At 39.2% G+C, this 24,529-nt stretch carries 27 protein-coding genes; 3 read left to right on the forward strand and 24 right to left on the reverse strand.

Annotated features, from left to right (window positions below):
* Positions 1–65: 65 nt before the first annotated feature.
* The 13 genes from dnaN to H6G08_RS07710 all read right to left on the reverse strand — a co-directional run bounded on the left by dnaN (position 66) and on the right by H6G08_RS07710 (position 10,021).
* Positions 66–1,400: a DNA polymerase III subunit beta gene (dnaN, locus tag H6G08_RS07650; RefSeq protein ID WP_190540155.1), complete on the reverse strand. Its 1,335-nt coding sequence runs from the start codon at positions 1,398–1,400 to the stop codon at positions 66–68.
* A gap of 79 nt (positions 1,401–1,479) precedes the next feature.
* Positions 1,480–2,472, reverse strand: coding sequence for a DUF5895 domain-containing protein (locus H6G08_RS07655; protein WP_190540157.1), 993 nt, complete (start codon positions 2,470–2,472; stop codon positions 1,480–1,482).
* Between the two features lie 111 nt (positions 2,473–2,583).
* On the reverse strand, positions 2,584–2,871 hold the full coding sequence (locus H6G08_RS07660; RefSeq protein ID WP_190540159.1) for a hypothetical protein: 288 nt from the start codon (positions 2,869–2,871) through the stop codon (positions 2,584–2,586).
* Between the two features lie 220 nt (positions 2,872–3,091).
* Positions 3,092–4,147, reverse strand: a complete 1,056-nt coding sequence (locus tag H6G08_RS07665) for a DNA methyltransferase family protein (protein WP_242046095.1) — start codon at positions 4,145–4,147, stop codon at positions 3,092–3,094.
* Complete coding sequence (locus H6G08_RS07670) at positions 4,107–4,457, reverse strand: hypothetical protein (RefSeq protein WP_190540161.1); 351 nt, start codon at positions 4,455–4,457, stop codon at positions 4,107–4,109. Before H6G08_RS07670 ends, H6G08_RS07665 begins: the two co-directional genes overlap by 41 nt.
* On the reverse strand, positions 4,454–5,137 hold the full coding sequence (locus H6G08_RS07675; protein WP_190540163.1) for a hypothetical protein: 684 nt from the start codon (positions 5,135–5,137) through the stop codon (positions 4,454–4,456). Before H6G08_RS07675 ends, H6G08_RS07670 begins: the two co-directional genes overlap by 4 nt.
* 44 nt (positions 5,138–5,181) lie before the next feature.
* Complete coding sequence (locus H6G08_RS07680; RefSeq protein ID WP_190540165.1) at positions 5,182–6,039, reverse strand: ThiF family adenylyltransferase; 858 nt, start codon at positions 6,037–6,039, stop codon at positions 5,182–5,184.
* Positions 6,027–6,623 (reverse strand): Mov34/MPN/PAD-1 family protein, encoded by a 597-nt coding sequence (locus H6G08_RS07685; protein ID WP_190540167.1) that lies wholly within the window; start codon positions 6,621–6,623, stop codon positions 6,027–6,029. The genes H6G08_RS07680 and H6G08_RS07685 overlap by 13 nt, the downstream gene beginning before the upstream one ends.
* Before the next feature lie 2 nt (positions 6,624–6,625).
* Positions 6,626–7,348 (reverse strand): prokaryotic E2 ligase family D protein, encoded by a 723-nt coding sequence (locus tag H6G08_RS07690; RefSeq protein WP_190540169.1) that lies wholly within the window; start codon positions 7,346–7,348, stop codon positions 6,626–6,628.
* Positions 7,345–8,073: a hypothetical protein gene (locus tag H6G08_RS07695; RefSeq protein ID WP_053458035.1), complete on the reverse strand. Its 729-nt coding sequence runs from the start codon at positions 8,071–8,073 to the stop codon at positions 7,345–7,347. The genes H6G08_RS07690 and H6G08_RS07695 overlap by 4 nt, the downstream gene beginning before the upstream one ends.
* Positions 8,074–8,116: 43 nt before the next feature.
* A complete protein-coding gene (locus H6G08_RS07700) occupies positions 8,117–8,539 on the reverse strand; it encodes a hypothetical protein (RefSeq protein WP_053458034.1) in 423 nt (140 codons plus the stop codon).
* A 4-nt stretch (positions 8,540–8,543) separates the two neighbouring features.
* Complete coding sequence (locus H6G08_RS07705; RefSeq protein WP_190540171.1) at positions 8,544–9,026, reverse strand: hypothetical protein; 483 nt, start codon at positions 9,024–9,026, stop codon at positions 8,544–8,546.
* A gap of 2 nt (positions 9,027–9,028) precedes the next feature.
* Entirely contained in the window at positions 9,029–10,021 is a 993-nt protein-coding gene (locus tag H6G08_RS07710) for a PriCT-2 domain-containing protein (protein ID WP_096585302.1), read from the reverse strand.
* Between the two features lie 429 nt (positions 10,022–10,450).
* Here H6G08_RS07710 and H6G08_RS07715 point away from each other — a divergent pair, with 429 nt between their 5' ends.
* Positions 10,451–11,683 carry a hypothetical protein gene (locus H6G08_RS07715; protein WP_190540173.1) on the forward strand — a complete coding sequence of 411 codons (1,233 nt, stop codon included), beginning with the start codon at positions 10,451–10,453 and terminating at the stop codon, positions 11,681–11,683.
* Between the two features lie 367 nt (positions 11,684–12,050).
* Here H6G08_RS07715 and H6G08_RS07720 read toward each other — a convergent pair whose 3' ends face one another.
* The 5 genes from H6G08_RS07720 to H6G08_RS07740 form a co-directional block, all read right to left on the reverse strand.
* Positions 12,051–12,797: a hypothetical protein gene (locus tag H6G08_RS07720; protein ID WP_190540175.1), complete on the reverse strand. Its 747-nt coding sequence runs from the start codon at positions 12,795–12,797 to the stop codon at positions 12,051–12,053.
* A gap of 100 nt (positions 12,798–12,897) precedes the next feature.
* Entirely contained in the window at positions 12,898–15,618 is a 2,721-nt protein-coding gene (locus H6G08_RS07725) for a DEAD/DEAH box helicase (protein WP_190540177.1), read from the reverse strand.
* Positions 15,619–15,712: 94 nt separating this feature from the next.
* On the reverse strand, positions 15,713–16,546 hold the full coding sequence (locus H6G08_RS07730) for a glycosyltransferase family 2 protein (protein WP_190540179.1): 834 nt from the start codon (positions 16,544–16,546) through the stop codon (positions 15,713–15,715).
* Positions 16,543–17,733, reverse strand: coding sequence for a bifunctional 5,10-methylenetetrahydrofolate dehydrogenase/5,10-methenyltetrahydrofolate cyclohydrolase (locus H6G08_RS07735; RefSeq protein WP_190540181.1), 1,191 nt, complete (start codon positions 17,731–17,733; stop codon positions 16,543–16,545). Before H6G08_RS07735 ends, H6G08_RS07730 begins: the two co-directional genes overlap by 4 nt.
* A 63-nt stretch (positions 17,734–17,796) precedes the next feature.
* The gene (locus H6G08_RS07740; protein ID WP_045873833.1) at positions 17,797–18,039 is read right to left on the reverse strand and encodes a hypothetical protein; all 243 of its coding nucleotides are present in this window, start codon (positions 18,037–18,039) and stop codon (positions 17,797–17,799) included.
* 35 nt (positions 18,040–18,074) lie between these two features.
* Here H6G08_RS07740 and H6G08_RS07745 point away from each other — a divergent pair, with 35 nt between their 5' ends.
* Positions 18,075–18,488, forward strand: coding sequence for a hypothetical protein (locus H6G08_RS07745; RefSeq protein WP_190540183.1), 414 nt, complete (start codon positions 18,075–18,077; stop codon positions 18,486–18,488).
* Between the two features lie 231 nt (positions 18,489–18,719).
* The gene (locus tag H6G08_RS07750) at positions 18,720–19,103 is read left to right on the forward strand and encodes a nuclear transport factor 2 family protein (RefSeq protein WP_190540185.1); all 384 of its coding nucleotides are present in this window, start codon (positions 18,720–18,722) and stop codon (positions 19,101–19,103) included.
* Positions 19,104–19,257: 154 nt separating this feature from the next.
* Here H6G08_RS07750 and H6G08_RS07755 read toward each other — a convergent pair whose 3' ends face one another.
* From H6G08_RS07755 to H6G08_RS07780, 6 genes are all read right to left on the reverse strand, one after another.
* Positions 19,258–20,085 (reverse strand): hypothetical protein, encoded by an 828-nt coding sequence (locus H6G08_RS07755; protein ID WP_242046096.1) that lies wholly within the window; start codon positions 20,083–20,085, stop codon positions 19,258–19,260.
* 2 nt (positions 20,086–20,087) lie between these two features.
* Entirely contained in the window at positions 20,088–20,543 is a 456-nt protein-coding gene (locus H6G08_RS07760; protein WP_190540189.1) for a hypothetical protein, read from the reverse strand.
* 364 nt (positions 20,544–20,907) lie between these two features.
* Positions 20,908–21,750 carry a hypothetical protein gene (locus H6G08_RS07765; protein WP_190540191.1) on the reverse strand — a complete coding sequence of 281 codons (843 nt, stop codon included), beginning with the start codon at positions 21,748–21,750 and terminating at the stop codon, positions 20,908–20,910.
* A 28-nt stretch (positions 21,751–21,778) separates the two neighbouring features.
* Positions 21,779–23,119 carry a DUF6884 domain-containing protein gene (locus H6G08_RS07770; protein WP_242046097.1) on the reverse strand — a complete coding sequence of 447 codons (1,341 nt, stop codon included), beginning with the start codon at positions 23,117–23,119 and terminating at the stop codon, positions 21,779–21,781.
* A gap of 151 nt (positions 23,120–23,270) precedes the next feature.
* Complete coding sequence (locus tag H6G08_RS07775; RefSeq protein WP_190540195.1) at positions 23,271–23,471, reverse strand: hypothetical protein; 201 nt, start codon at positions 23,469–23,471, stop codon at positions 23,271–23,273.
* Positions 23,472–23,475: 4 nt separating this feature from the next.
* Positions 23,476–24,282 carry a hypothetical protein gene (locus H6G08_RS07780; RefSeq protein WP_190540197.1) on the reverse strand — a complete coding sequence of 269 codons (807 nt, stop codon included), beginning with the start codon at positions 24,280–24,282 and terminating at the stop codon, positions 23,476–23,478.
* Positions 24,283–24,529 lie beyond the last annotated feature (247 nt).

A 24,529-nucleotide genomic window follows, 5' to 3' on the forward strand; every position in this document is an offset into this window, starting at 1 on the left:
AGTTTTGATGATTAAAAGTGTTTTATTTACTCCTTACCAACTGCACTGATAAGGAGTTTAATTTTTTAAGCAGTCGCCACTTCTTTTTTCGATCGTGACGAGCGTGAGGTTGACTTACCTTTAGTAGTATCTTTCGCTACTAAAGATGGTAATTCCATTTCAGAATTTTCACTATCATTTGTTGCCTGCGCTATATCTGTTAATTCTTCAGTGTTAGGCTCAGGTTGAGTGCTGACTTCTGTCTTTGTACTTTGGTTATTTACTTTTTCAAACCCCTGCTTAATTTCTACAGGCATTACTAAATACAACTGATTGAGCAGTCCTCCCATTGGGCAGATAATGACTGGTTGCGTGGGTTTGTTACACCGCACCACGATTTCATCAGTACCGATGTGCTTTAATCCTTCGAGAAGGTAGTCGATATTTAATCCAATACTGATGTTTTCTGAATGACTAGTTGCTGGTTTCATCAGTACCGAGTCAACTGCATCTCCAATATCAGTAGCTTCGGTGTAAAGTGTTGCCTGTGTAGCTTCCAATTCCCAGAGAATTTTGACAACCTTTTGCTTGCGTTCGGCTAGATAACTTACCCGCTTCAGTGCGCTCTCAAATCCTTTGCGTTCTAATGTAAATTCATACTCAAATGTTCTGGGAATCAAGCTATTGATTTTGGGGTATTCTCCCTCTAAAAGTCGGGAAATGACCTTTGTATTAGGAAGACTAAACTCAATAGTTTTATTTGATAGAAGAATATTGCACACGCTTGTATCGGCACTTTGAGAGAGAATTTTGTTTAACTCGCTAAGTGACTTACCTGGAACAGTAAAGTCAATTGGATCAGAATATTCGCTATCAAGTATTCCTGTGACTAGTGCTAATTTATGACCATTTGTACTAGCAGCTTGCCACTTATTGGTATCAATTTTGAAGTTGACACCAGTTAAAACTAACTTTGTTTCGTCACTATTGGTGCAATAGAGTGTCCCTTCAAGTGCGGCTTGGAGTTTCTTAGCACTTAAATTTACCTCTATTGGATTTTCTCCCTTGGGAAGAGTTGGAAACTCGTCAGGTTTTCCGCCAATCAGACGGCATTTACCGCTATTGTGAGTAATTATGCAGGCTTGGTTTTCTACCTCTAAGGTAATTTCTCCTCTGACATTGTTAATAGTGTCAGTTAATAGTTTGGCTGGTAGTGCTACCTGACCTGAAGTTTCTACATTAGCGGTCGTTGTAGTATGAATTGTGAGGTTAAGGTTTGTTCCTGTTGCTGATACTATCCCATCTTCATTTGCTATCAGTAAGATATTTCCTAAAATTGGGTCAGTAGGCTTAGGACTAATTGCGAGATAAGCGGTTTCTAGAATTTCTGCGAGTTTAGATTGTTCAATGTTTAGTTTCATTTGTTATTTTGCTTTTAGTAGATGATGTTTTAACGGGTGCTAGAAATAGCACCCTTTTCGGTTACATGAGATAGTTTTTTTAGTAGGGCAATTCTTCCATCTCAGTACTGTATGCTGTATAAGCTTGACCTGCTGTACTAGGAGGAAGTGCTGCTACTGGCATATCAGCTGCACCTACCAGGCGATTATGTTCTGCTACAACAGTTGATGTTTTACCGATGCGGTGAGAGAATTCGGGATTTGCCTGCATTGTGGTTTGGATATCGATTTCTTTGCCTTCTGAGAAGAATTCGAGAAAATCGCTTCCATCGGGGTTTGGTGATTTGTAGGAAGTGACAACTGCTACCCAAGATTTATCTCTTTGATTGACTGCTTCTTTAGGTTCAAGAGATGGCGTAAAAGTGGGTTGAAATACACCGAGGCGATGAAACTCTGCACGTTTTTCAGCGACAGTTGCATTAGTAAATCGGGCAAATGCAACCTCTAGTTCGCGTTGGAACTGTTTATAAGCCTCGCCAAATTTTGATGATGCAACGCCTTTAATTGATAGGACAATTGGTACTGAGTGCAGGTTATGATTATTTTCATCAACAAGTTGCAACAAATAAAACCGTCTCAATACTGCGGCATCTTTGCCAAGTGCTTGGTACATTTCGTACCCATCAGGTGATTCGTACACTCCTACGATTTTGCCATCATCGCGCTGTTCAATATATCTGGGAGAAACATCAAGAATGTGCATCCTGGGCGATTGCAACAACACTCCCATTTCTGGCGTGCCACTAGAGAAGGTGTGCTTGTGTGTAGGTTCTTGTCCTTGCCAGTTAATTGCTGCTAAGTATTTATCTTTGATAAACAACCCGACTTTTTCTGCTTCCATGTGATTGATTACTTGGCAGATGCAGATATTACTAATCGGCGCATTGTACTCAGGATTTGCAAATTTAGAAATAGCTAATTTACGCTTTTGTATTTTTGTACTATTTTGAACTGTTTGTTCAGGGGGTTCAGACTGGGATACTGTGCTTTCTTCAGTAGCAGAATTAGTAGGCTTTGTTTGACTTTTTGGCATAATTTTAATTAATTGAAATCAATCTTTAATGCGTAAAGCAAAAAGTCGTTGTAAAAAATAAAAGTCGTCTGTTGTTAAGACGACTTGAAAGATTGATTGATGCTTAGTTATTTAGATGAACTTTTCATCACACTCTCCCCTTAAGTCTGTAAAGCTGTCAATGGAAGTATCTCCCTGAATAATTTCAGTTTTAGTATTTATAAGTGTCTGGTATATTTGCTGAAGACTGATGATAATTTGTCTAAGAACAGATGTGTTTTCAGTTGTGAAAGTCAGTGACACAGATGCCATGCTTGAATTATGAATTGCGACTGTTTGTTCTTCAGGAGATCCATAACTGGTTATTTGACTGTCTTTACCAGGAATAAATCTATAAGAAGCAATAGTTTCAATTGCCATATTTATCTCCTTGTTCGTTGGGGTTTAATTTCAAGCATTTTATTACTAAGTTTGGTGATATTACTGACCTTCCAACCAGCAAGCTTGCACTTATTAAGTGCTACTTCTAACTCTTGCTGTGTAAGGATTTTGTATCTCATATATTGTCCCCATATAGGGAAAATATACGTGACATATTTAGTTTGATCAATTTGGCAGTATGCCATACACTTGTAGTACACTATGGTTTAATGAGTTTAATGATTCTGGTAGCTACGTTTGTAGGATTATTTGAACTCAAGAAGGCATCTTTATCTACCATTTCCACATAGCTATTATTGGCTTGTAGCCAGCCTTTGAAGGTTTTGTACTTACGATTGAAGAAAACTGATTCAGGTATAACTGAAACTAATACACCACCCGGTACGAGTAACTTCCAAGCCTGGTAGATATGTTGGACAAGTTCACAAAATGGAGGATTCATGATACAGGCATTGTACAAATGACTGGGGTTAAACTCCAGAAAATTTTTCCCTACGAGATTAAATCCTTTGAGTTCTAGAATTTGTCGTAAATCGTAATTAATCTCAACCACCTCTAGTTGAACATTAGGATAGGTATCAGTGATATACTCAGCAATATTTCCACTACCAGCACTAGGCTCTAAAATTTGCCAATTTGGTTTAATATCTGCCAGTTGAACAAGCCGTTGACAGACTAGTTTAGGAGTAGGGAAGAAATCTCCATCTTTCATCCCAATGATTTCTAACTCAAGCTTATTGAGTAGTTGCTTGGTAGTATCAATTGCTTCAGGTTTTACTACCCGTTGAATTTCTGTTATTGCGGATATGATTTCGCTTGGTGTATGTAATCCGGCGCGACTCAAAGACTTTACCCAGTCTCGGTAATATTCGCCTGCCAATTTTTCTTGGACTTTCTGAATTGTTTCTCCCATTTGGGAAATTCTAAATAGGGCTTCTACTTGCGATTTGTGAGATATACCGCGTAGTATTGGTGCGATATTTCCTGCTTCCCACATTTGTGCGATCGCAAATAACCAAGATTGGATGATTTCAAGTTCAATTCCTTCTTGGATTATCCCTTGAGCTATAGTTTTACGATGCTTTGTTACCCTTTGATTTCCAATAGCAGGATTTTTCTTTTGGTCGATTGTTGGCTGCATGGAAGCAGCTAAATTACGGAGGGCTTCTGCTTTTTCTAAATTAGGAATATTGAAAATATCTACTATAGGTGAATTATCCTCGTTGTAGGGTAGATTGAGTAGAGATAGTTGCATTGCTTGATTCCTTTAAATCTTTGACAGCGCATTCAAGAATTAGGGAGGTTGGCACATTCCAAGCTTTCACCTCCCATTCAGTAGCTAATCGTTCTGAGTGACGGATAACGGCACTACTACATTTGTTTTTTCTGACAAGCCAATCTCTAAACTTTTCTGCTTGTTTTTTGCTATCGAACCCGAAGTAGCTGGTTTTTCTATTTCCCAAGGGGTCAGTAATAGTCGCTACCCTACGCGAGAGAATATTTAGCGTCCAACCACTGTTAGGAGTGAGTTCGATTTTCGTGATATTTAATTCTGTTGGATTCATATTTCAACTTCAGGAATTACTGCTAAATATTCCATAGTTGATATTTCTTTGGCTAGCCATTTATCATGTGCTTCTTGAGGGGTCATTTTGTGGACTAAAAGTTTTTTCTCCTTATCATCTTCTACAAAAGGAGCTAGTGTTTCTTCTAGCTGGGCTTTGAAATTTAAATGTTTAGCTTCAGAATAAGTAAACTGGTAAATACTATCAGTGTTAACGAACAAGTAAACCAGGCTAATTTGCTCCAATGGTATTCTAGTTTGTTCGTATAGGAGAAATAACCTCAGTTGTGTTTGCCATTTGCTCTCCAGAATTTCAAATTTAGGAGGTTTTTGTATTGTCCAGTCAAAACTAACTACTTGATTTTCACCGTAGATAATCAGGTCGCACTCGCTGTAGAGAAGGATATCGTGGTATAAATATTGAAGTTGGGCGTTCCATTGTTTATTGCCAGGAATATTTATAAAAGGTTTTACCTTATCGACCCAGTTATTAATTTGGGGGTATGCCTTCAATAAAGCTTCGACTGGTAGCCCTAACCCAATTTGTTGCATAATGAGGTGAAACTGACCGCCAGCAACTTCAGATTCACTTTTGACAGTTAGATTACGATAATTTATCGTTGATAAACATTCTGGATTCTGTTCAACTAGTTCAAGTGTTTTGTGATTAAATCGATTCATGAAAATATATCCCAAATTTAGTTTTTGGGATATATATGCGTAAGCTATTTGTGGTAATTTGTTTGCGGAATATAGTATTTTTTAAGTTGGTCGATGCTTGTATATAAACTTCGGGTTGACATTGCTTTGAGGTCAAAATAACTGGCGAACTTTTTCAACCCCCCAGTGAGGGTTAATTCAAGTAAATACTGGGCTGCGATCGCACTCGTCATTTTATTGACGAATAGTGATTGATAATTCCGTGCTTGAATTTCTGCACATGAAAGGTTATTGTCGCTAAGTTCTTCTGGCTGAGGAACTAGCAGTTCTGGGTGAACCAGCACCGGGGAGGGAAGATGCAACCAGAATTGAGGTTTGTCTGGGTTATTGGAAGCTTGGACTATATCAAAATTAGAGTGCGTTCCAATTACTACTTGTCCAGAGTAGTTGCTGTTTCCACAATCCAGCCAAAATAGCGATGCGGGTTCATTTGCACTGTTTATTTTGAGAACAGAGTGAATTTTGCTCCTGGCGGCGCTGTTATCTACACAGCCAATAATTACCGTTAGAGTGTTCCACCAACTGGCCGTGCGAATCATGTCTTCTTCAAACCAGTCGCAAACAGCTGTAATCTCTATTCCATACTTGGCACTGCATCTTGCAGCCAGTGTTTCTGCCTTTGGTAGCCCAATTTCAGCCTGTTGATAATTTTGGCGGCTGATATTCTTGAGTTCGACAGTATCGCCATCAACGATCGCAAAGTTAATTTCTTTCCTAGTGCGCTGGAGTTGCAGAATAATTCGACATAAATCTTCTGCAAGAAACCCGCCTGTTCCTCCTACTCCTACTAAGACGAAGTTGATACGAGTATGATTGCGAGGTAAGACGGGTAAAGCTTGTTGGTAAGTAGTTAATTCAAGCATTTTACCTGTGGCGGCAGTTCAAATATTTGATTGGGGTTGATGTCGAAAAAGTGATTGTATATCCCGATGCGGGTATAAATTGTGGCAATGGTATTCAGTGTGCCAACGATTGCGAACACTCGAAATTTGCCTTTTTCTTCCTGATTGTCTGCACTTGAAGGATAAGCAGCTAGAGTTCCATGACTGTGCATTTCCACTAAGCCATCTGTATAGTTTTTATTGAGTGCGCTTTCTAAAGATAAGACATGAGTAGAGGACGAGGTTTGCAGTGGTGTGTGACACCACCATTGGTTGTTTGTCACTCCCAAGTAGAATAAGATTTCCTGTTGGGGGTTGATACTAGCAGCATTGATAATCTCCGCGATCGCTTGGCAAGGAACTTTTGGGACTTTCAGACGAAAGTAGGGTTCAAGGGGTTGGAGTCCAGCGACTTGAGTTTGAGTTAGTTGCAAGCAAACCTCTAACTCGCGGCGGTGCGATCGCAAGAAAAGCCCATTTGCAGCCAGCCAGTATTCCTGGAGTTTTTGGCTGTAAGGAGGAAAGTTATTACTTGTAGCGAGGTGATAACCGATAAAAGGATTCATGGTTAACTGAACAAATGATTGATAATGTCTTCTGGGGTTGTGACTTTCCAGCTATGAACGGGAACAAGGTCACTTGAAGGGTAGGATTTAGCTTTAGATTCGTGTAATTTGATTAGCTGATTGCAGATATTATCGGGATGAGTTTTTGACTTGCCTTGAGACAAATCCTTGTTAAAAGGTGATTTCCAGAACAGATCCCAAACTTGGCTTATGGTTGCAGCACTGCACATACTGAGAGAATTTCCCCCAAAGCAAATGCTAGAATCTTCCCAAACGTTAGCTAGAGGCGGCTTGTACAGTTGTGCGTCTGGTTTAAATACCCTCCCTTTAACTGCCCACAGGTAATATCTACTACCGCATCCAGCAAATAAGAATGCAGGCATAGGGACAGTCATTACTTCAGTTTCCTGTCCCATAATTTGAATTTGATATTTTTGGGGAGAGTAAAACTGAATAATGGCTTCTCCCTCTGGATTTTTACCCCACCAAATCGTGTTGCTAGAAAGCCATCCAGATGCGGCAGTTTTACTTGTAAAGGCTTTCTCTACTGCTTCAGGAGACAAGAATTTATATTTAGACTCTTTGCCTTCGCGTTCGACTAAAATAAACTGTCCTTTGAGGATAATTAACTGCCCTAGTAAATCATCTTGGGGAATATTGGCTAGCAGAATTTGGGAGATATTTTCTAAGTTAATTATCGGTAAGATATTTGTGTCTACATTCATGCTTTTGATGCTTGATTCCAAATTTTCACTGCTGCTTTTCGAGCAGAAAGAGATGTTTCTAACAAATGGCTAACCTCATTTGATTTCTCTATCATCGAGACGGCTTCTTGCCACTTTTGAGCGAGAAATATGATATTCTCATAAGTCCATTCCAGCCAATCGCTTGTTTCACACGTAATATCTAGCCAAATATTTTCAGTCGAGTAATCTATAATTCGTATGGCTATATCTAAATATTGCAGGGGACTTTTGTAACGACGACACAGCTTTACAAATTTCTCGAAGTAAATTTCTTCTGTTGGAGCAATGTAGTCAGGAGTAAAACCAAAATTTAGTTTCCATTGGCTGATATTGTACCCTTGCCCCATTAATGAAAGTAGGAACTTCTCCGAGTATACCAGTTCCTCAAAATCTTCATTCCACCACTCAAGTCTTTGTGGTGAAACTAGAATACTATCACGTTCGGGATTAAACTCGATTTCATCGATATATTCTACTGGAAATAGATTTTCGTTCACTAGATTAATAAATTCAATTTCTCTATCTAGGTAAGCACTAGTTGGATGTGATTGTTTATTAATAGGTATGGTTGATTCTAACCATTTTTCTGGAAATAATCTTTGATACAGACTTAAAATATTCACTCGTTCGGAAAGATTTTCTAGGTAATTAATTGCTGTTAGAGAAGTAATAGGTATTTTGAATGAGTGGATGTTGCCAAGCATAATGAATCAGCCGCTACGAGTTATAGCGGCTATAAATTTGTGATTACAGTACAGGATATTTACTCGTAATAGCAGGTTGCTGTTTAAGGCTTTGAGCAACTTTTTCGCTGTACGTTTCCCAAGATTGACCGAGCTTGATAGCTTTATCTATCTCAGGTTGTAAGGTAATTAAATTTTCGAGGCTAATTTGACTGTTTATCTCTAGAAGCTTTATCTGCCATCCTAACTTTAGTGCAGGATTTATTTCTTCAAAACTGTTTTTCAATTCTCTAAATTGACTTCCTTTAGTACCTGCTTTTTTTACTAAACGAATTGAAATTGTATCATCAGTTGTTTGTCGTTCAATTTCGGCATTAGCATACTCTGGAAAGTAGACGCTAATGGCTGTTTTGAGAGTATTGTCATCCTGGGCGATCGCCTCATCAAGAGGAATTTCTTGTCCTTCAATAATAGCAATGTACTTCATGGTATTAAAATAGTGACAGTTGGTTGTTAGGTGCAGGATTTTTATCTTTATCTTCAGGTAGGTTACGCTTTTGTACTTGTCTGGATTGCTCCTGTCGATTCTGCTCTGTAGTCTGCTTTTCCATCCTTTGTTTGCAGATATTTAACATTCCTGGGAGAGATGTTTCTAAATCCTGTAGCCAGTTATTTATGATAGGCTGAGATTTAATCTCAGCTAGAGGAATTATCTTAATAATCGGAGGTGCATCTTGAATTCCAATTGTTACAATTGCTTTCTCAGAATTTGGTGTTAACTGAATTGTTATTATGGCGGTTTTCGTAAAAACTATCCCGCTAGATGAATCTTGACTTATAACTTCAGTATTTACTGATTCATCTAATGTTTCTTCTAAATTTAGACTGTCCTGAATATCAAGATTAAAATCTTTACTGCTATAGCTATCTTCAAAGCCAGTTGCATTATCGTCAGGTGATGTTTGATTACTCATGATTAAGAGAGATTAGCTAATCTAAATAAGGTGCGGATAGTGATACCTGTCTTGTTAAAAGACTGCCATTTGTAGGCGCATTCGCCTGGTTTGTACTTAGGAGAAAGTTGGCTCCAGGTGTCCCATGCCTTAAATAAAATGGGACTAACACTATGAAGTGCCATCCCGACTTGAATCCACGAATGGTAATCATCTGCAAATCGAGGGTGGATGACTTCGAGTAGCACAAGTGCGGTTTGAATATTGGTTTCTATTGACGGAATTAAATGAGCGTACCTGTCTACCCCATATCTGCGGTTATATTTTTCTTTGGGTAGGTTAAACTTTCTTGTTTTCTCCTGTTTGGCAAGCATTTGGGCAATTACCCAATCGGGAGCTATTTCTATTTGGCGTTCAGATGGACTACAGCCGGGAAGCCATTTGTAATTTCTACCTTCTGGGTGAAAGGACGGGGGGAGGATTGAAGCTAGGTTTTTGCCTCGAAATTCCAGGTGTTCGTCCTTCCCAGTTTTGATTTTGCGAGATTTGACATCGCAAGCTTTTGAATTTGGGATGAGGTATAAGCGTTGGCTGCGATATTTCCTCCCAGAGGTAAATGCAATTGTGGGAGGGAGATATTGTTGAGCGCGATCGTGTAACGATTCCGTAGGAGTTTCGCTGATGGGTGTTAGCTGGTTAAGTTCTTTTGGTTCTAAGTGTTCGTTAATTTGGATGATTTGTCGCCAGGATGTTTCCCCATCGCAGTCAATAGCTACTAAGTACCCTTGGGGATGATTGAAACCGCAAACCAAGGCTACACCAGTGGGTGTGATAAATCTGTTATTTGTCCAAACTTTTAGCCGACGGCGGATGAGTTCAGTTTGTAGTTCTTTGGGAGAGTAAGTGTTTTTTTCCCATTCTTTCCCTAGAGGACGTTTACCAAAGGTAGGGACGATTCGCCATTCTTCGGGTAAGTTGTCAAGTGAAGATACCAAATGACGGATTTGGGCGTGCATGAGTTCATAAAACTTTTTATTAAATGACTCCTGCACGCTTATTGCGTTAGTTTATGTAGTGGTTTTCATTTCTGTTGGCTCTGGTTCTACTTGAATGATGCGAACTCTACCCATCATTTGTTTTATATTTCTCTTGACGTAGAAATTACCCCCAATTGCCAGTCCTTAATGGCACATATAGCAAATTTCTTTGACAATTTTATGTTGAGCATATCTCTTGCCGATGATGCTCCCAGCACCATCCCAACAACCAGTCGTTTTTGTTGCTGAATATGTAGTATCCCTGCCTTGTTTAGTCTATTTAACTACGGAGCTATACTTAGTCGTGCTTCTTCAACTGCTGTAATATTTTGCTATCTTCATTTGTTTTTTACGTGTTTACCTGACTAGGTGCAATATCTGAGTTTAACCTTCTTTTTTGTACTCATTTTGAGTATAATAGTTCAAAATGAGTACAAAAAAGAAGTTGTTATGATGGCACTTTCACGCCCTCGCTTACAGGTTGTCCAGAATGACGAGATTGCCAAGGCAATTGAGACAATTCGCAAACACCGTCCCGGACTCATCAATGATTCGATGGTAGTTACATCAGCCTTGGTGGAATATGCGCTGGCTTTAGAGTCAGACAAGCCCCGACAAGCCAACTATCAAACCCCCTACGGCATGACGATCGTGAAAACAGGTAGTGTAACCTGTGAAACCGGAATCTTCCGGTTTCTAATTCGGAACTTCAACCGCATCGCCGCCATTTTCGCGCATATTGAGAATGAAGATGATACGTTCATGGATTACATTTCACGGGGAGATAAGCCTGTCTATACCTTTGTTTTCAAGGGAAAAGGATTTACTGATTTTGAGTTTATCCATATCGCAACTGATGGCTCGTCGCTGTTTGAGGAGTGCCTGACGCTGCTTGTATTAGATTTCAAACATCATCGCGATGATATTCGCTTTAATGTTATTTACGCTAACCAGTTTGAGGAGAGATGGGGGCATAAATCTGTTAGTGATTATGTTCCATCCCTTGATGAAATGGCTAGAGCGTTTTTTCAAGATGAGAACTACTTGTTTGGCGGTGGGGGTGGGAAAACTTCATGTACCTGGGATTTAGACTGGGAAGCTAATACCACCCCATATAAGGGGTTTGAGGTGAAAGATACACGGTATATTGACTATTCTTATGCACTCGTAGGGTTGAAACCGTCTTCCCTTGCAACAAAAAAATATGGTGTAGAAGTCTTAGTCCGTTCTGGTGTGCTAGCTGTCGAGCGAGATTTGCTACATCATCGGTATCGATGTATGTGTGATGGGTGGACAGAGGAACGACAGGATCTAGATTTTTACGAACTGGGGTGCATCTTTGGTCAACACTTTGGATATAAAGCTATTTTTTCACCTGCAAGATTTCTTAGCGAGATCGCTAGCAGCATTATCAAAACTACACCTAACGCAACTGTGTATGTTGAGAAGGGTAAGCGGATCGAAATATTGCCCATGAAGTGGGAAGATTCATGGTTTACCTGCACTGTTGACGGAAAAGCTAGCAATCAGGGATGGAGTCTCTTACATGATGACCCTAACCCTTTTAGACTCTACGATATGAATGATTTTTTCCCTGACCATTTAGAGCGGTACAAGCAAAAGAAAAAGAACCCCAAATAATTATCGGCGGGACGCTTAGCTCGACTTTATCCAAATGCTAGAACCTTTACATAACAATGGCTCTGGCTTACCAGATTTTTTCTATAATTTTCTGGATGGCGGTATAACATCATATGTGTGAAAAAGTTTAGCTCCTTGGCTGCAATCCAAACACCGTTGAGAATGGCTCCAACTTCAAATGGATAAAGTCGAGCTTGGGTTGTGTTGACAAATCCAACATTTGCGATAGCCGAAGGCTTAAGCTTCGCTTATCGCACTCTCAGATGATACACAAAGCGTCATCTGAACATCTTTTTTATTACTACCAGTAATTTACTGGTAGTAATTGATTTTTTCTAATATAAATATTTCAGATGGCGATTATGTTTTAAGCTAACCTTTTGTTAAGTGCATTTTCGACTTGATAAGTCCCAAGAGTACAGTTTGCATTGCAAGGAAATGTGGGAAATTCAAGATAGTTATTCATGGTTTTTGTTACTTTGCACAGTACCATTATTCCCTCCCTACCCTTATTTTTTTGATTGTGATAGTAGCTGATAACCTCAAATTCATTATTGCCAGCCTCAAATCTACTTCCTCTATATTGAGAGATAGCCTTGTTCCAATCTGGTTGCCAGAGCATGAGTGTATCTATTGCCATTGCTCTCACAGTTGGGTTATCTAATTTCATTAGTATATCTGGTAAGTAATGACATTGTTTGGCAATTACTTCTCGTGCGTAATTTATCAGCCAATACTCTGCTTCTCTTAAAAGAGCTTTTGATTCAAGATTTTGGCACACTTCATCGTAAACCTTGGACATTAAATATGCCCTTTGTTCAAAAACCATCCCATTAGTTCGCAGTTTTAAGTCTGATGGATAATTAATTATTAAATCGGCTAGTTCATCACTAATTTCGGGAAGAGGATATTTATTATATTGTTGGGTTTCCGGATGGGATATTTTCACCTGATACCCTAGATTTACAGCATGATTGATAATAAAATCAATATTCTTCGACTCGACAAAATCTCCTATTTGGAAATTTGTTTCTGTAAGTAAATATGATGGTGCGTGAATAATTTTAAATCTTGTAGGGTTTAGATGTGAATCAGCTAATAGTTCGACGTACATCGCTTATTCTCAAAACTTTCATCAATCTTGTGCGTAAGCGATGTATGTGGTTGAATTACTAAAAAAATAATCCTACCCAAGCTGGATAGGATTATCTTAACTATTGATTAATAGTTCTTGTCTCTGTTGGATTGATTATTTCCTTTAGTAGAGATAACCCAACTGATTTAAACAGTGCTTCGTTATCATCAGGGCAGCGTTGAATTGTTGTACAAGAAGAGCAGCCGTATTTACAAGGACAATTATCGACTAGAAACTTTGCCTTAATAAAGGCAGTCTCTAAATACTTGATGAGGGTATCGCACATACCTGTACCATGTTCACAAGTATCAAAGAAATAGCCAACTATCTTAGTATTAGACGGCACTTCTACTAACATGAAATCTATATCTCGACTGTTTGCTCCATGTTCGACAAGTGGTAAACTGAGTATAAGGTGATGAGCGAGAGTATGAACGCAAATTTGGGTTTCATTGCTTTCAAATAGTTGTTTCTCCTCATTGGTAATATATTTCTGTTTGTTAAGTATCTCTTTTCTGTGATTTTTGACCACAACTGAAAAATATTTTCTTGCATCAGCGTTAATTTCAACCCTAACGCAGAATGTATTGTAGTTAAGAGCAAGTGATTCTTCGTATTTATTTTCCTCCAAAAGTTCGACAGATTCTCGTTCAATCAGTTGGGTTTTACAAGCATAGCAAGTTTGTAAGTGTCCAGGTAAGTTTAAATTGAAATTGCGACATCTGTTATTAGTGCAAGTCCATTTTTGTTCCAGTCTGTACAAGTTGTAGCCATAAATTTCTTCTTTGATTTTGGCTGAAACAGGTGTAAATCTAGCAGCCCCTTGGGGAAGATTGATAATTTTGGCTTCCCCTACAATTTTAATTTCCTCGAAATTTAGGCTTCCTTCAGGGCGACTAAATAAATTGGTTGCTTCAATTGGCTTGAGAATGGCTTTCCCTTCAGTTAAATTTAGTTCTTGTGATTTATACTGTACGGGGTTGCCGTCGAAATCTTGAGCAAGATATATGGCACCAGGGTAAACTTCTCTTAGTGCAGAAGATGCCGAACTTTCCTCAAACTCTTCTGCGCTATCTTGATTGATATAACTAATGTTTTGGTCAGTGTTGCCTCTAACTTTAATTTTTGAGTGGACATAACCGAGATTTCGATTAGTTGTCAGTCTTTGATTGTAGCTGAAGATTAGTTGATTATCACCGATTAACTGTCGGGCGATCGCATTACCAGAATTACCGAAATGTCGGGCAATTTGAGCTTGTGTCGGTTTACTTTCTTTGCAACAAGCGAGAATATGCTGCTCCAAAGTTGTTTCATAATTGTGGTTAAAGTTGATAATTTCTGGAGGATCAGATAAAAGGCGTTCTGGGTAATTGGCGTAGTAAGAATCCATAATCGACCTTTTCGACGGAATAAACACCAATAGTCCTGCTTCCTGCCTCCCTGCACGTCCTCCCCTTTGGCGAAAGGCAAGAATTGAGCCAGGGTAACTATGTACGATAGTTGCATCAATAGACCCAATATCTAAACCCGCCTCCAAAGCACTTGTGGATATAATGAACTTGACCTTCCCGCTTTGTATATCTGCAATAATTTTGTTACGCTGATTTGCCTTCATGCTCCCATAAAATGCTGAGATAGTTTCTCCCAGATGGGGCAGTTGCATCTCGATTAAAGCTTTACGTATGGCATTAGTTAAAACCTTAACCAGTTCCCTACTATCGCAGAAACAAATCCCGACGATGCCTTTACTTACGAGCATAGCTGCGACTTGGGCAGTTTGGTAAAATGTATTGTTCCGTGGTTTGAGACTAATAAAAGTAATCTCCGAGCGTTTTGCCCCACTTTGGTCAATAATAGCAAGGTTACTTTGTTCTTCTCGATTAGATATCTTCTGGGCAATTTCGCTGCTGTTACTAATTGTTGCAGAAGCGAAGATGTATTGTAATTTTGAAATATCATTGCCGACAGACTCTATCATAAGTTGAGTTCGCCGATTAAGTAGTGCAAAATGCGAACCAAATATGCCTTGATAAAAGTGCATTTCGTCACAGACAATGATTGAAAGTTTTCTGATTGTTTCTCTAAATCCCCAATTTGAATCAAATTGAAAGTTGTTAAGTTCGTGGTTCCATACATCGGGAGTCACGCATAAAATTGAGGGTTGATTGCTGTAAAGTTGTTTGCGCTCCTGGGGAGGAATATCACCATTAATATTGAGAATTTGAGGGCGAATATTTTCATCTAAGTGGCTAACAAAGGAACGTATTTTCTCTACCTGGTCAAATGCAAGTGCTTTCAAGTTAAAAAATACTAAAGCTGATTTACCCTTTAGACACTCGTGAATGATTGGAATGAGAAAAGAGATACTTTTACCACTGCTGGTAGGAGTTTGGAGAATTATATCTTCTCCTTTTTTGTAAGCTTGCCATGCCTCGACTTGATGAGAATATAATTGACTGATTCCTGACTTGCTTAGGGCTAGTTTAACTAGAGGGTGAATATCATCTGGGATGGGATAAAGTTTAGCTTCTTGAGCAGGAATTACTTCGCAGCTTTGTAGTTTTCCAGATCCATCAAGTATAGCAGCTATCTCTTGGTAGAGAATGCTTTTACCTGTTGGTGCTTGGTTTAGAGGTAATAAATTACCACTATTTACCTCATGCTCCCAGTCGAAAATAATTTGGTTTAAACTACCCTTTTTAAAGTAAAGGTTTTTCTCAATAATGGCGGCGATATGGATAACACCATGTTCTTTGGAATAAACCTGCTTGTTTGCTTCTAACCATTCAGGCTGGTTCATAAAAAGATACCTACTTGCTGTTTTAGCAGGTAGGCGTTAGTCCAAAGTAGTGGTTTTGGTTATTGCTATACTATTGATGCTCTGCTTTATATTGTCAGAACGTAAATGCTTTTGGCGTTAATGAAATTTCTGCTTTAGTAATATAACTATCTACAAGCTGTTCTAAGCGTTCAACAATACTGTCTTTAAGGATGGAATAGTTAGCTTGATTAGTGACAATTAGCGATAGCTCAGTTGCCCACTGCTCATAATTAGAACTACCAATAATACCAATAGAAGACTGGATATAGTTAACAAGAATGCTGTCATTGAAACCAAAGCCACTTTCACCCCAAATGCAAGCAGATTGCAGCAAATACTCGTAGTCTGCGAATACTTGAAACAAGGGGTTCCATCTAGGAGCATTGCTTCGGTAGTGGACGAAACCATTACTGTCGAATATCTCTTGTTGCCATAAAAGCTGCTGTAAGGAGCAGCAATTACTAGGTGAAACAAACGGCTTTCCTTGACGAACAACACTACCATTGCGGATGACATCGCGGCGGCGCTGCTGTCTTGCTATGCTATATCGAATATTGGAATGTTGTTTAAAGTACTGCCGCATTGAGGCAACAAATTCAGGAGCTATGCTGTTGTCATCGTCCAGGTATGAAACAATGTCGCCACCAGCTGCATCTAGTCCCAAGTTACGGGCGTAGCACAAGCCAAAGCCACTGTAAGGGTCAGGGTGTTCCATTTCAATGTAGATGATAGGGAAATCAGCTTTTGCCCTAATCCTGGTGATAATATCTCTGGTGTCAAGATTAGCCCCATCATTGATGACGATCCATTCAAAATTGTGGTCAGTTTGACTTTGAATGCTTGGCAGTGCAGTAGATGCAAGCTGCACAGGTCTATTGTATGTTGCAGTGATGATTGATAATTTCAAAGCTCCATACCTCTATCATTTGATTGCGTTGTTGTTGAATCGATCGCAGCTTGAATTTGTTGCCATCTTGTTACGTCCTCGTTTGTTATACCTCTAGCGGTTTCAATTTGATTACTTGCAAGAGATAGCCGAATTAACGTTAGCTTTTCATTGGTTCTGGCAACAGTTAAACTTTGCGTTGTGCTATTGAACCGGATCTGGTAGTTACTGCCTTCCAAGACAAATAGGTTTTCTCTCTCTGTGCGAATGGATTGAGGGTTGGCAGTTGCTTGCTGTGCGAAGAACACTCTAGCTACGGGGGCAATTATAGTAGCGCGTTGCATCTGTTCTTGCTGTAATTGCTGGTAGTTCCATCTCCCAAGTTCTACGCCCAAATCCATTTTTACCAAACGTTCTGCTAAAATTGCCATTTCTATCGGGCCAACACCTCCAGGGACGGGCGTAATGTTTTGGGGGATTCTGTAAGCACTGCGATCTACATCGCCAGCAGCACCAGAAGCAGTAGGTGTAAAGCCACCATCGACAATCAAGCGATGAGACGGGAGTACATAGGGAGTGAAAATTCCTTGTCTTCCGGTGACAGATACCACAATGTCAGCTGCTTGAGTTCTACTCAAGTCATCGCCGTCTTCCAAACAGAAACAGCTGATTCTACTTGCTTCTAAATATTTGATGACACCATTGCCCACAAAGCCACCTCCGCCGACAACTGCAACATTGGAATCCCTTTGTGCGTAGGATTCAACAATTCTGGCGATTCCTTCAGCAGTAGCACAACTTTCAAAGAAATTGTTGCTTTGTCTGCGGATGATATCTATATCTTTTTGTGGTTCTAATAGCCCAATTGAACTTGTAAACTTAGCTGGAATTGGGTATTGAACAATAGCAGCAGTTACCTTACTATTTTCATTAATGGATTGGATAATGTTGTCAAATTGCTCTACTGCAATATTGGGTGACAGCACAATATAATTGGGAGTAATGCCAATAGCGTTGAACGTTGCTACTTTTTGTTCTGCTGAGATTCTGGCTGCTTCATATCTAGCTCTTAGTCCGTTGCTGGCATTTTCTGAAGCCTCAAATCTGATGATTGCTACTTCTTTTTGAGATGCTTGAAAAATCGATTTGTATTTTTGACATTCTTGCTTTACGTGTTCTCGTATTAATTGTCCGTCTATGAGTGTCATTTAATATGGAGTTAAATTTGATGGAGAAAATTGTCTGGTACAAACAATCTTCTGAATTCCTAATTAGAATTCATTGGAACTAGGGCGTTTAGTGATTTCACCAACTTCTTTACCGTCGCAGGAAACCCAGTTTGTGACGTAGCGTTCAGTGTCATGGAAGCCACTAAATTCAATACTGTTACCAGAACACTTATCTTTGAACCATTGTTCGGCTTCTTGTTCTGTATTGAATGTTCTAGCAGTGACTTCTTCTATTGGAAGATTCCAGTTTGTATTGCCATATAAATCGCAAACATAATGTGTCATATCTGTTACTCCTTTAACAATATCTAAAAACCACTATGACAATTTTAAATCAACAACAGCAGGCTGAATTAATTATCCAACAAGCTTGCAAGGAAAATTTTACTGATAGCGAGAAAGCTATTTACGATGACTTTATTCTGGAAGCGGGGGTAAAAAATCCAGCTAAGATGACTGAGGCTACTGCTGATGCTTTGATTAGATTCCTTAATGGCTGCGAAGCATCTAACGAATTCGTTGCTAATGTAGTAAATCGCCTCGCGCAAGTTGCCCCGGCTCATATCATGACCAAGATTCTTCTTAGTGATAATGATGGTGATGGTGTGCCTTTATACGAGGAATTAAAACTTGGAACAAAGGTTACGGAATTTGATACCTCTTTTGAAATAGCGGCTGCAAGGCAAAGGCAATATCAATTTTCTCCAACTCGGAATTGCGATATGGAGTTGTAAGTATAACCTGAACATTATTAGGAATTTTTATTGAAAATATAGATAATTCATTTTGAAGTGTTGAATGTAGGTATAAAACAACTTTCCTTACAATAGAAGAATTAAAAACAGGAAATCCTCGAAATAAACCTGACATCAGGCATGATAGTGTCGATAAAAAAAGCTTCAGCTAAACTCTGTACAATAAATTATTAAATTAGTCCTTACTGCATCTGCTTCACCATACCGCTTATGTCAGATCAAAGAGCACCAGAAATCGAGCTGCTCCGTGCGGCGTATGCAGCCTTCAATGCACGAGACATTGACGCTGCCCTTGTCCTCATGACTCCGGACGTGGTTTGGCCGAGAGCGTTCAAAGGCGGTTTTGTCCGTGGGACTGAAGAAGTTCGCGCTTACTGGACGGAGCAATGGAGCGAGATCAATCCGCACGTCGAGCCGGTTTCCTTTTACTCGGAGGAGGGCGGGCGCATTTTGGTCGATGTACATCAAGTCGTGCGTGACTTGGCTGGATCTGTTCTTGCCGATGAGCACGTAGGCCATCGATTCACCTTTGAACACGGCTTGATTCACGCTATGGAAGTCTGTCCACTTCCATCGCCCACCCCAAAGTCTTAACCACGCGCAAAGAGCGAACAGGCATTTCTAGGGCGGCCTTCTTCTGTATATTGGGTATAAAAAATGCGCTACTGTTAATCGTAAGCGCATTCTCGATCGTGTACAGCGATCGCAAGACTCCCAGCCTAAATAATTAGGCGATTCCCCTGTAATTTTAACTTTGGAAAATTACGCCAGTATCCTTATCTTCATCCCAAAACCACCAACCTTGAGATAATTCACAAAGAACACGCATTAGTGCTAATTGTTGATGTGTGATTTCCCCACTACCGTAGCTGACGTTACTAGTGCCATCCCATGATTTAAGAATTGATTCTAAATTGTATCCATTGCCCATAATCCAACTGGCGTAGAAGCAGTCTTTGGATATTTCTTCCATGATGGCCAGTAGTTCGAGTGCGGCATCAGGATTGGGTGATTTTAGGGCTTCAAGTGCAAGGCGGAGGTTTTCTTCTCTGTCTGCAAGAAACTCCGAAAAAGCTGCTCTATTTGATGGTAAATTGTCCTTTTCAAGTGTGATTAATTTTCCATTTACAATCTTGACTGGAGTTATATTTGAGTAGTCAGTTTGGTCATCTTCACTTGTCTTTGCTTTTATAGCTAAAGGATGCCAATGGATGCGTTCAATTTTATTAGTTTGAGGATTTGTCCATGCCCAGAATAGTTTGTGAGATGCAGCACCCTTAACTGTAAGATAAGTTCTTTTATGTCGAATGGGATAGTCTACACCTTTCTCTTTGTTCGCTCGTAAAAAATCTTCTATAGACGGATATTCTTCATTGAGATATTTCATTATCTGTGATGTTGTCGCATATGTATAATTCGAGATGGTGCTATCACCATTTTTAAATGGTATTAGATTCCATTTTTCGTTTATTGGATTCTGTATCCAAAACTCAACTGATATTGTCTGTACAAACTGATCTAAAATCTGAATTGCACAAGGATAGTAAAGTGTGAGTTGTTGGTTGCTATTATTCATTATTATTCCATCCATTCGATAGCGGATATGGTTTCCTTTTTGGCGGAAAGTATTTTAACTTCATAGCCATAAAGAATTAATTCGTGCAAAGTTGCTAGTAGTTGCTTGAGTGATATACTGTCCCATTGGCTGCACTCTAATATATGTTTCAATACCTGAGCGGGAGCATTAACCACCCAAAGACTATGAATTCTTTTGTTCCTAAATCCAGCACATAATTGAACAATTGGTTGTAACTCAACTGTTATTTTTGGTATATGAATAATTGCTGAACTTATAGGGATTACTGGTTTATATTCTAAGTTTTTAGATTGTGAAAAATATGGGTCACTGTACCATTGTCCGTCGATTTGGTATGCAATCATTAGGTATGGCAATGCTTTAATCGCATTTATAGTTCCCCATCTAGCAGTTTGTCCTGCATGAAACCAGATATAAGAGCCATTGTGTATTATCATGTGCAAGTTTTATAATTTTGACTTGAGGCTTTGCTTGTTCAGCTAATTGATAACTTCGTCTGTGGTAGAAAGTTTAGTTACTTTGTCTACTGAACAATGATTCCGTATTTGTATGAATACTTGGTTTCAAATTGCAAATATTATTCATTGCAGTAAATTTTATACTCAGGTACAACACTTTAGATATTAGTGATTATTTTCTAAATCACTTATAATCAATGTCTACCTTGCTGATGTGTGTAACAACTGTGGTAATTAATCTACTATCAATTTGATGCGCTTTTTAAAACTAAATGCTTGCTATAAAATAAAAAGTGCGCCTTTTTAATTCGATGGCGCACTTTTGTTAAAAATAAATTGATAGTTAAACGTGGTGAAGGATAATATTTATTGCGTCTTGAGTGCTAATTTTATATTGTGTGGCAAGTTTATTCATGTTGGCTTCACCATTTGCATGATCTTTGATGACTGCTCGAACAATGTTTGGTGAAACATTAATCTCACTATTGGTAACGACTGCTTTGGGTAAAGTTTGAGAAACAAAGAATTCTTTTCTTCTTAATACATGTATTTGACGATAATGTTCTTTTCTGGGTATCCATAAACAATTACCAGGAGCAAAGTCACTCTCTTGGTCAATACGAGATATGACTGTTCCTTCGGGTGCTAATCCCATATCTTTTAGAAATTGGGTAAAGTTATCACGCCAGGATGCATCAACTTCAATTCCGCACCTGCCATGATATTTGTACTGATGGTGGTTCTTGTTATAGCAGATGCGCTTGATGTGTAACCAGGAGTTATACTCGTGGCTTTTGCAGTGACCGTGGATAGTCTTATCAGTCTTGAGGCTGTCCCGTTGCAAACATCCGCAACTTTGCGTAAGCCCTCTTTTTAAGCTATTTTTACTAACATATTTTTGGGTTCCGCATCTGCATAAGGTAAGGAGGAGTAGTTCACCCCTTTTCCCCTTAACTTCTATATCAGATATCACTGTTAGTCTGCCAAAAGTTGCCCCAACTGGGATAGATTCTTTTCTTTTCTTACAACCGCAGTTAGTTGAGCGGCCATTGGTGAGAGTGTGACTGTAAACAAGTTTTTGAATTCCACAATCACACTTACACAATACTTGCTTTCCTTGTTTTTCTAATACAGTCCAACTACCGAATTTTCCACTTATATTAATTACTCGCTTTGTAGTCTCCATAAATCATTTTGGTGTTATTACTGCTGGGTTAAATATTTAAAACAAGCTGTTTTTCTTGCTCCAGTTCCTTCTTTATCCAAGCAAGTTGCTGTCCAATGGCTAGGTGCTGCATGGGTACTTTTGTCTCGTATCCCTTCGCTTGTAAGATGGGTGTTACCTCCTGTCTGTAAAGCTTGCCTGTCAAAAATACAAACTCTATTTCCAAAGATGCAACTTGTATGAGGTTTTCTGCTACTTGTTCCGCCCATAGTATACGTTCCTTATGAGATAAGGAATAGGGGGATTTATCGTAGGGCTTGATGATTGTTTCTGGGTTAAGAACTTGATGTAAAGGTGACAAGATATACCATCTTGATTCTTTTTCTTCTACGTAGCGACGGCAAGCTTGAAAGTGCTGCGAACAATATAAATCCTTGGCGGCAGCAGAGTAGGGAAGCTGCTTGCCACATCCAGCAACCAGGTAGATTTTTTCCTTGGGAATGAATTTTCTGTAAGTGCCGATCGCTAGATTGAGGTTGTGGGCGATTCTTCCCATAGTATGCGTCCGCCCTTTGTTTGTCAGCCGAGGGTCAATCCTATGTCGGTGGAGAACCCTGCAAACATGACAGTTGCACTTTGGCGTGCAGTAGGCTGGCATCCGAATTAGTTTTTCCTCATTGCTGACGAACATCCCACCGCCTAGTCCTTCTCGGATAAAAGTTGAACCATCAAAGGATAATCCCATCTGAGTAAAAGCTTTGGCATACTGGGGCGAACATAGTCCAAAAACGTGTAGATGAACATTTGGCTCGTGCGATACTCCTGCGGAGTCGCTGCGCGATGGCGAAACGTCCGCCTTGTCCTGTCGGACACGCTTCGCGAACGGCGATACTCGTTCCGAGTCACTTCGTGAACGCACAACCTCAGTGATTGTTTTGACAATGTATAAGTTAGTTGAATACTCCCTCGCCTGAGGAACAAGGCCACCGATGCCAAGATGGCGGTATCCTAGTCCCAGAAGATATTTTGCTACTTCAAGGCGTTCACTCAGAGACTGCCCGTGGATGACTGCTAGGGGGATTCTATTGGGAAGATAACTTTTAGCAAGTTGCATAAATATTTTTGCTTGTTGAAGGTTATATTCTTGCCGTTCTCTAATATTTTCTCCTACGAGTAAATGGTCAGGACAAACAATAATATCGCTGACTTTTGAACGTTCTCGATATCTATAAATAGACCAGTGGGCATCAACATATTTACCGTTGAGAGTAGGAATATCTTGGTCGCGGTAGTTAAACGATCCGCAGTCATGAATAATCAGACTATCTGGAACAATTTCTGCTTTTGTAGCGAGTGAGTATAGCCAGCCCGCAGGCTGATATTCAAGCAACTGCCAAATCGGGATTTTTTCACCCTTGCTTCTGACAAAATCGCTCTTACCTAGTACTGGATAGAAACCTAATTTCATAGTATTTAAACGAGCAAATTTTGATTTTTATTCGTTAAGTTAACCCTCTGCTGGGAGAGGGCTAATTAGTCGATTACTGTTTGTATTTATTTGCAATACTTAGAAGATACTGCCGCCAACGATTAGAGACTTTAGTAGCAAGAGTGCTAATATCACTTGCTGCAATTTCTTCTGCTTCAGTTTCAAAAGCATCATCAAAGTGGATCTTGGCGTAATACTCCATACTATCAAAGTAAATATTGAAGCTAGGATTAAGTTGAAAGTCTTGAATCATCTTTTTATCCTTCCTGGGGAAGATATAAACACTTATTTTGTTCTGCTAGTCTATTTGTTTCATAATTATCAAGAATCATTTTCTTAAATTCTTCTCTTGTTGCTCGCAAGTCGCGGAATATTTTGTTAGTGGGATAGAAGAATACCGATTGTTGGCGACTGTAAAACCAGACTAGTTGATTAATACGATAGGTGTCATTGCTATCAAGCAGAACATAACTAATTTGTTGATAAAAATTTTCTAGAGAGAAAGGACGCTTCTTGGCAGTTGTTCGTACATCAATAAGAGTATTTCCAGCGATTATCTGGCAATCAGCACCTCCAAGATATTCACTTAAAGGGTATGAAGCATTGCAGGTGATATTTCCACTCACTTGATTAGCTACAGTTTGCCAAGTACGGGGTAAAATACCGATAATTTGAGATGTATCTTGAATACTAGGAAGCCATTTTTTGAAATATTCTGGTTCAAGTTGAAGGGTTTTTTCTCCTTGTAGAAAGGGTTGAATAATTTCATGTATGTTACGGCTGCGTGCATAATTTTCTAACGCACCCAACAGCATACACTTTAGAGCTTCTTCTTCAAGTGAGTTGGAATTTGTAATGCAATAGTCGAAAGCATATTCTATTTTGAGGACTTTCGCTCCAACCTGAGCAAGACAATTAGTAAACCATGTTTTATTTTCATAAATGCTTCCTAGATACTTAGCAAGTGCTTTGGCGATCGCATTTCCTATTAATGGAAAATCTACACCATCAACTGGCCTGATAATTTCTTGATTTTCTAATAGCTGGTTATGGCTAGTAATCATTTTAATAACTGTCTGGTTTAGTCTAGAGTCAAACCATCTCCTGATAGGTGAATTTCTATTTTTTAATTCAGATGTTAAGCTCACTTTTTGATTTTTCGCTTGAAATACTACATTGAGTATCTGCGTGAGCTTTACGTAGTAATTTTTCCTTGGGTTGTGTTATTTAAAACAATAAACTAATCATTAAAATAAATGAAAAGTTTGTTGAATTTGAAATTTGCAATTGATGTAAATTTACGTAACTTCT

The sequence above is a fragment of the Calothrix anomala FACHB-343 genome (genome assembly GCF_014696435.1).
GTDB lineage: Bacteria > Cyanobacteriota > Cyanobacteriia > Cyanobacteriales > Nostocaceae > Aulosira > Aulosira anomala_A.

Bases quoted from the DNA above. Each gene is read 5' to 3' on its own strand.
- dnaN (WP_190540155.1), bottom strand. From the start codon at position 1,400: ATGAAACTAAACATTGAACAATCTAAACTCGCAGAAATTCTAGAAACC.
- H6G08_RS07655 (WP_190540157.1), bottom strand. From the start codon at position 2,472: ATGCCAAAAAGTCAAACAAAGCCTACTAATTCTGCTACTGAAGAAAGC.
- H6G08_RS07660 (WP_190540159.1), bottom strand. From the start codon at position 2,871: ATGGCAATTGAAACTATTGCTTCTTATAGATTTATTCCTGGTAAAGAC.
- H6G08_RS07665 (WP_242046095.1), bottom strand. From the start codon at position 4,147: ATGCAACTATCTCTACTCAATCTACCCTACAACGAGGATAATTCACCT.
- H6G08_RS07670 (WP_190540161.1), bottom strand. From the start codon at position 4,457: ATGAATCCAACAGAATTAAATATCACGAAAATCGAACTCACTCCTAAC.
- H6G08_RS07675 (WP_190540163.1), bottom strand. From the start codon at position 5,137: ATGAATCGATTTAATCACAAAACACTTGAACTAGTTGAACAGAATCCA.
- H6G08_RS07680 (WP_190540165.1), bottom strand. From the start codon at position 6,039: ATGCTTGAATTAACTACTTACCAACAAGCTTTACCCGTCTTACCTCGC.
- H6G08_RS07685 (WP_190540167.1), bottom strand. From the start codon at position 6,623: ATGAATCCTTTTATCGGTTATCACCTCGCTACAAGTAATAACTTTCCT.
- H6G08_RS07690 (WP_190540169.1), bottom strand. From the start codon at position 7,348: ATGAATGTAGACACAAATATCTTACCGATAATTAACTTAGAAAATATC.
- H6G08_RS07695 (WP_053458035.1), bottom strand. From the start codon at position 8,073: ATGCTTGGCAACATCCACTCATTCAAAATACCTATTACTTCTCTAACA.
- H6G08_RS07700 (WP_053458034.1), bottom strand. From the start codon at position 8,539: ATGAAGTACATTGCTATTATTGAAGGACAAGAAATTCCTCTTGATGAG.
- H6G08_RS07705 (WP_190540171.1), bottom strand. From the start codon at position 9,026: ATGAGTAATCAAACATCACCTGACGATAATGCAACTGGCTTTGAAGAT.
- H6G08_RS07710 (WP_096585302.1), bottom strand. From the start codon at position 10,021: ATGCACGCCCAAATCCGTCATTTGGTATCTTCACTTGACAACTTACCC.
- H6G08_RS07720 (WP_190540175.1), bottom strand. From the start codon at position 12,797: ATGTACGTCGAACTATTAGCTGATTCACATCTAAACCCTACAAGATTT.
- H6G08_RS07725 (WP_190540177.1), bottom strand. From the start codon at position 15,618: ATGAACCAGCCTGAATGGTTAGAAGCAAACAAGCAGGTTTATTCCAAA.
- H6G08_RS07735 (WP_190540181.1), bottom strand. From the start codon at position 17,733: ATGACACTCATAGACGGACAATTAATACGAGAACACGTAAAGCAAGAA.
- H6G08_RS07740 (WP_045873833.1), bottom strand. From the start codon at position 18,039: ATGACACATTATGTTTGCGATTTATATGGCAATACAAACTGGAATCTT.
- H6G08_RS07745 (WP_190540183.1), top strand. From the start codon at position 18,075: ATGACAATTTTAAATCAACAACAGCAGGCTGAATTAATTATCCAACAA.
- H6G08_RS07750 (WP_190540185.1), top strand. From the start codon at position 18,720: ATGTCAGATCAAAGAGCACCAGAAATCGAGCTGCTCCGTGCGGCGTAT.
- H6G08_RS07755 (WP_242046096.1), bottom strand. From the start codon at position 20,085: ATGAATAATAGCAACCAACAACTCACACTTTACTATCCTTGTGCAATT.
- H6G08_RS07760 (WP_190540189.1), bottom strand. From the start codon at position 20,543: ATGATAATACACAATGGCTCTTATATCTGGTTTCATGCAGGACAAACT.
- H6G08_RS07765 (WP_190540191.1), bottom strand. From the start codon at position 21,750: ATGGAGACTACAAAGCGAGTAATTAATATAAGTGGAAAATTCGGTAGT.
- H6G08_RS07775 (WP_190540195.1), bottom strand. From the start codon at position 23,471: ATGATTCAAGACTTTCAACTTAATCCTAGCTTCAATATTTACTTTGAT.
- H6G08_RS07780 (WP_190540197.1), bottom strand. From the start codon at position 24,282: ATGATTACTAGCCATAACCAGCTATTAGAAAATCAAGAAATTATCAGG.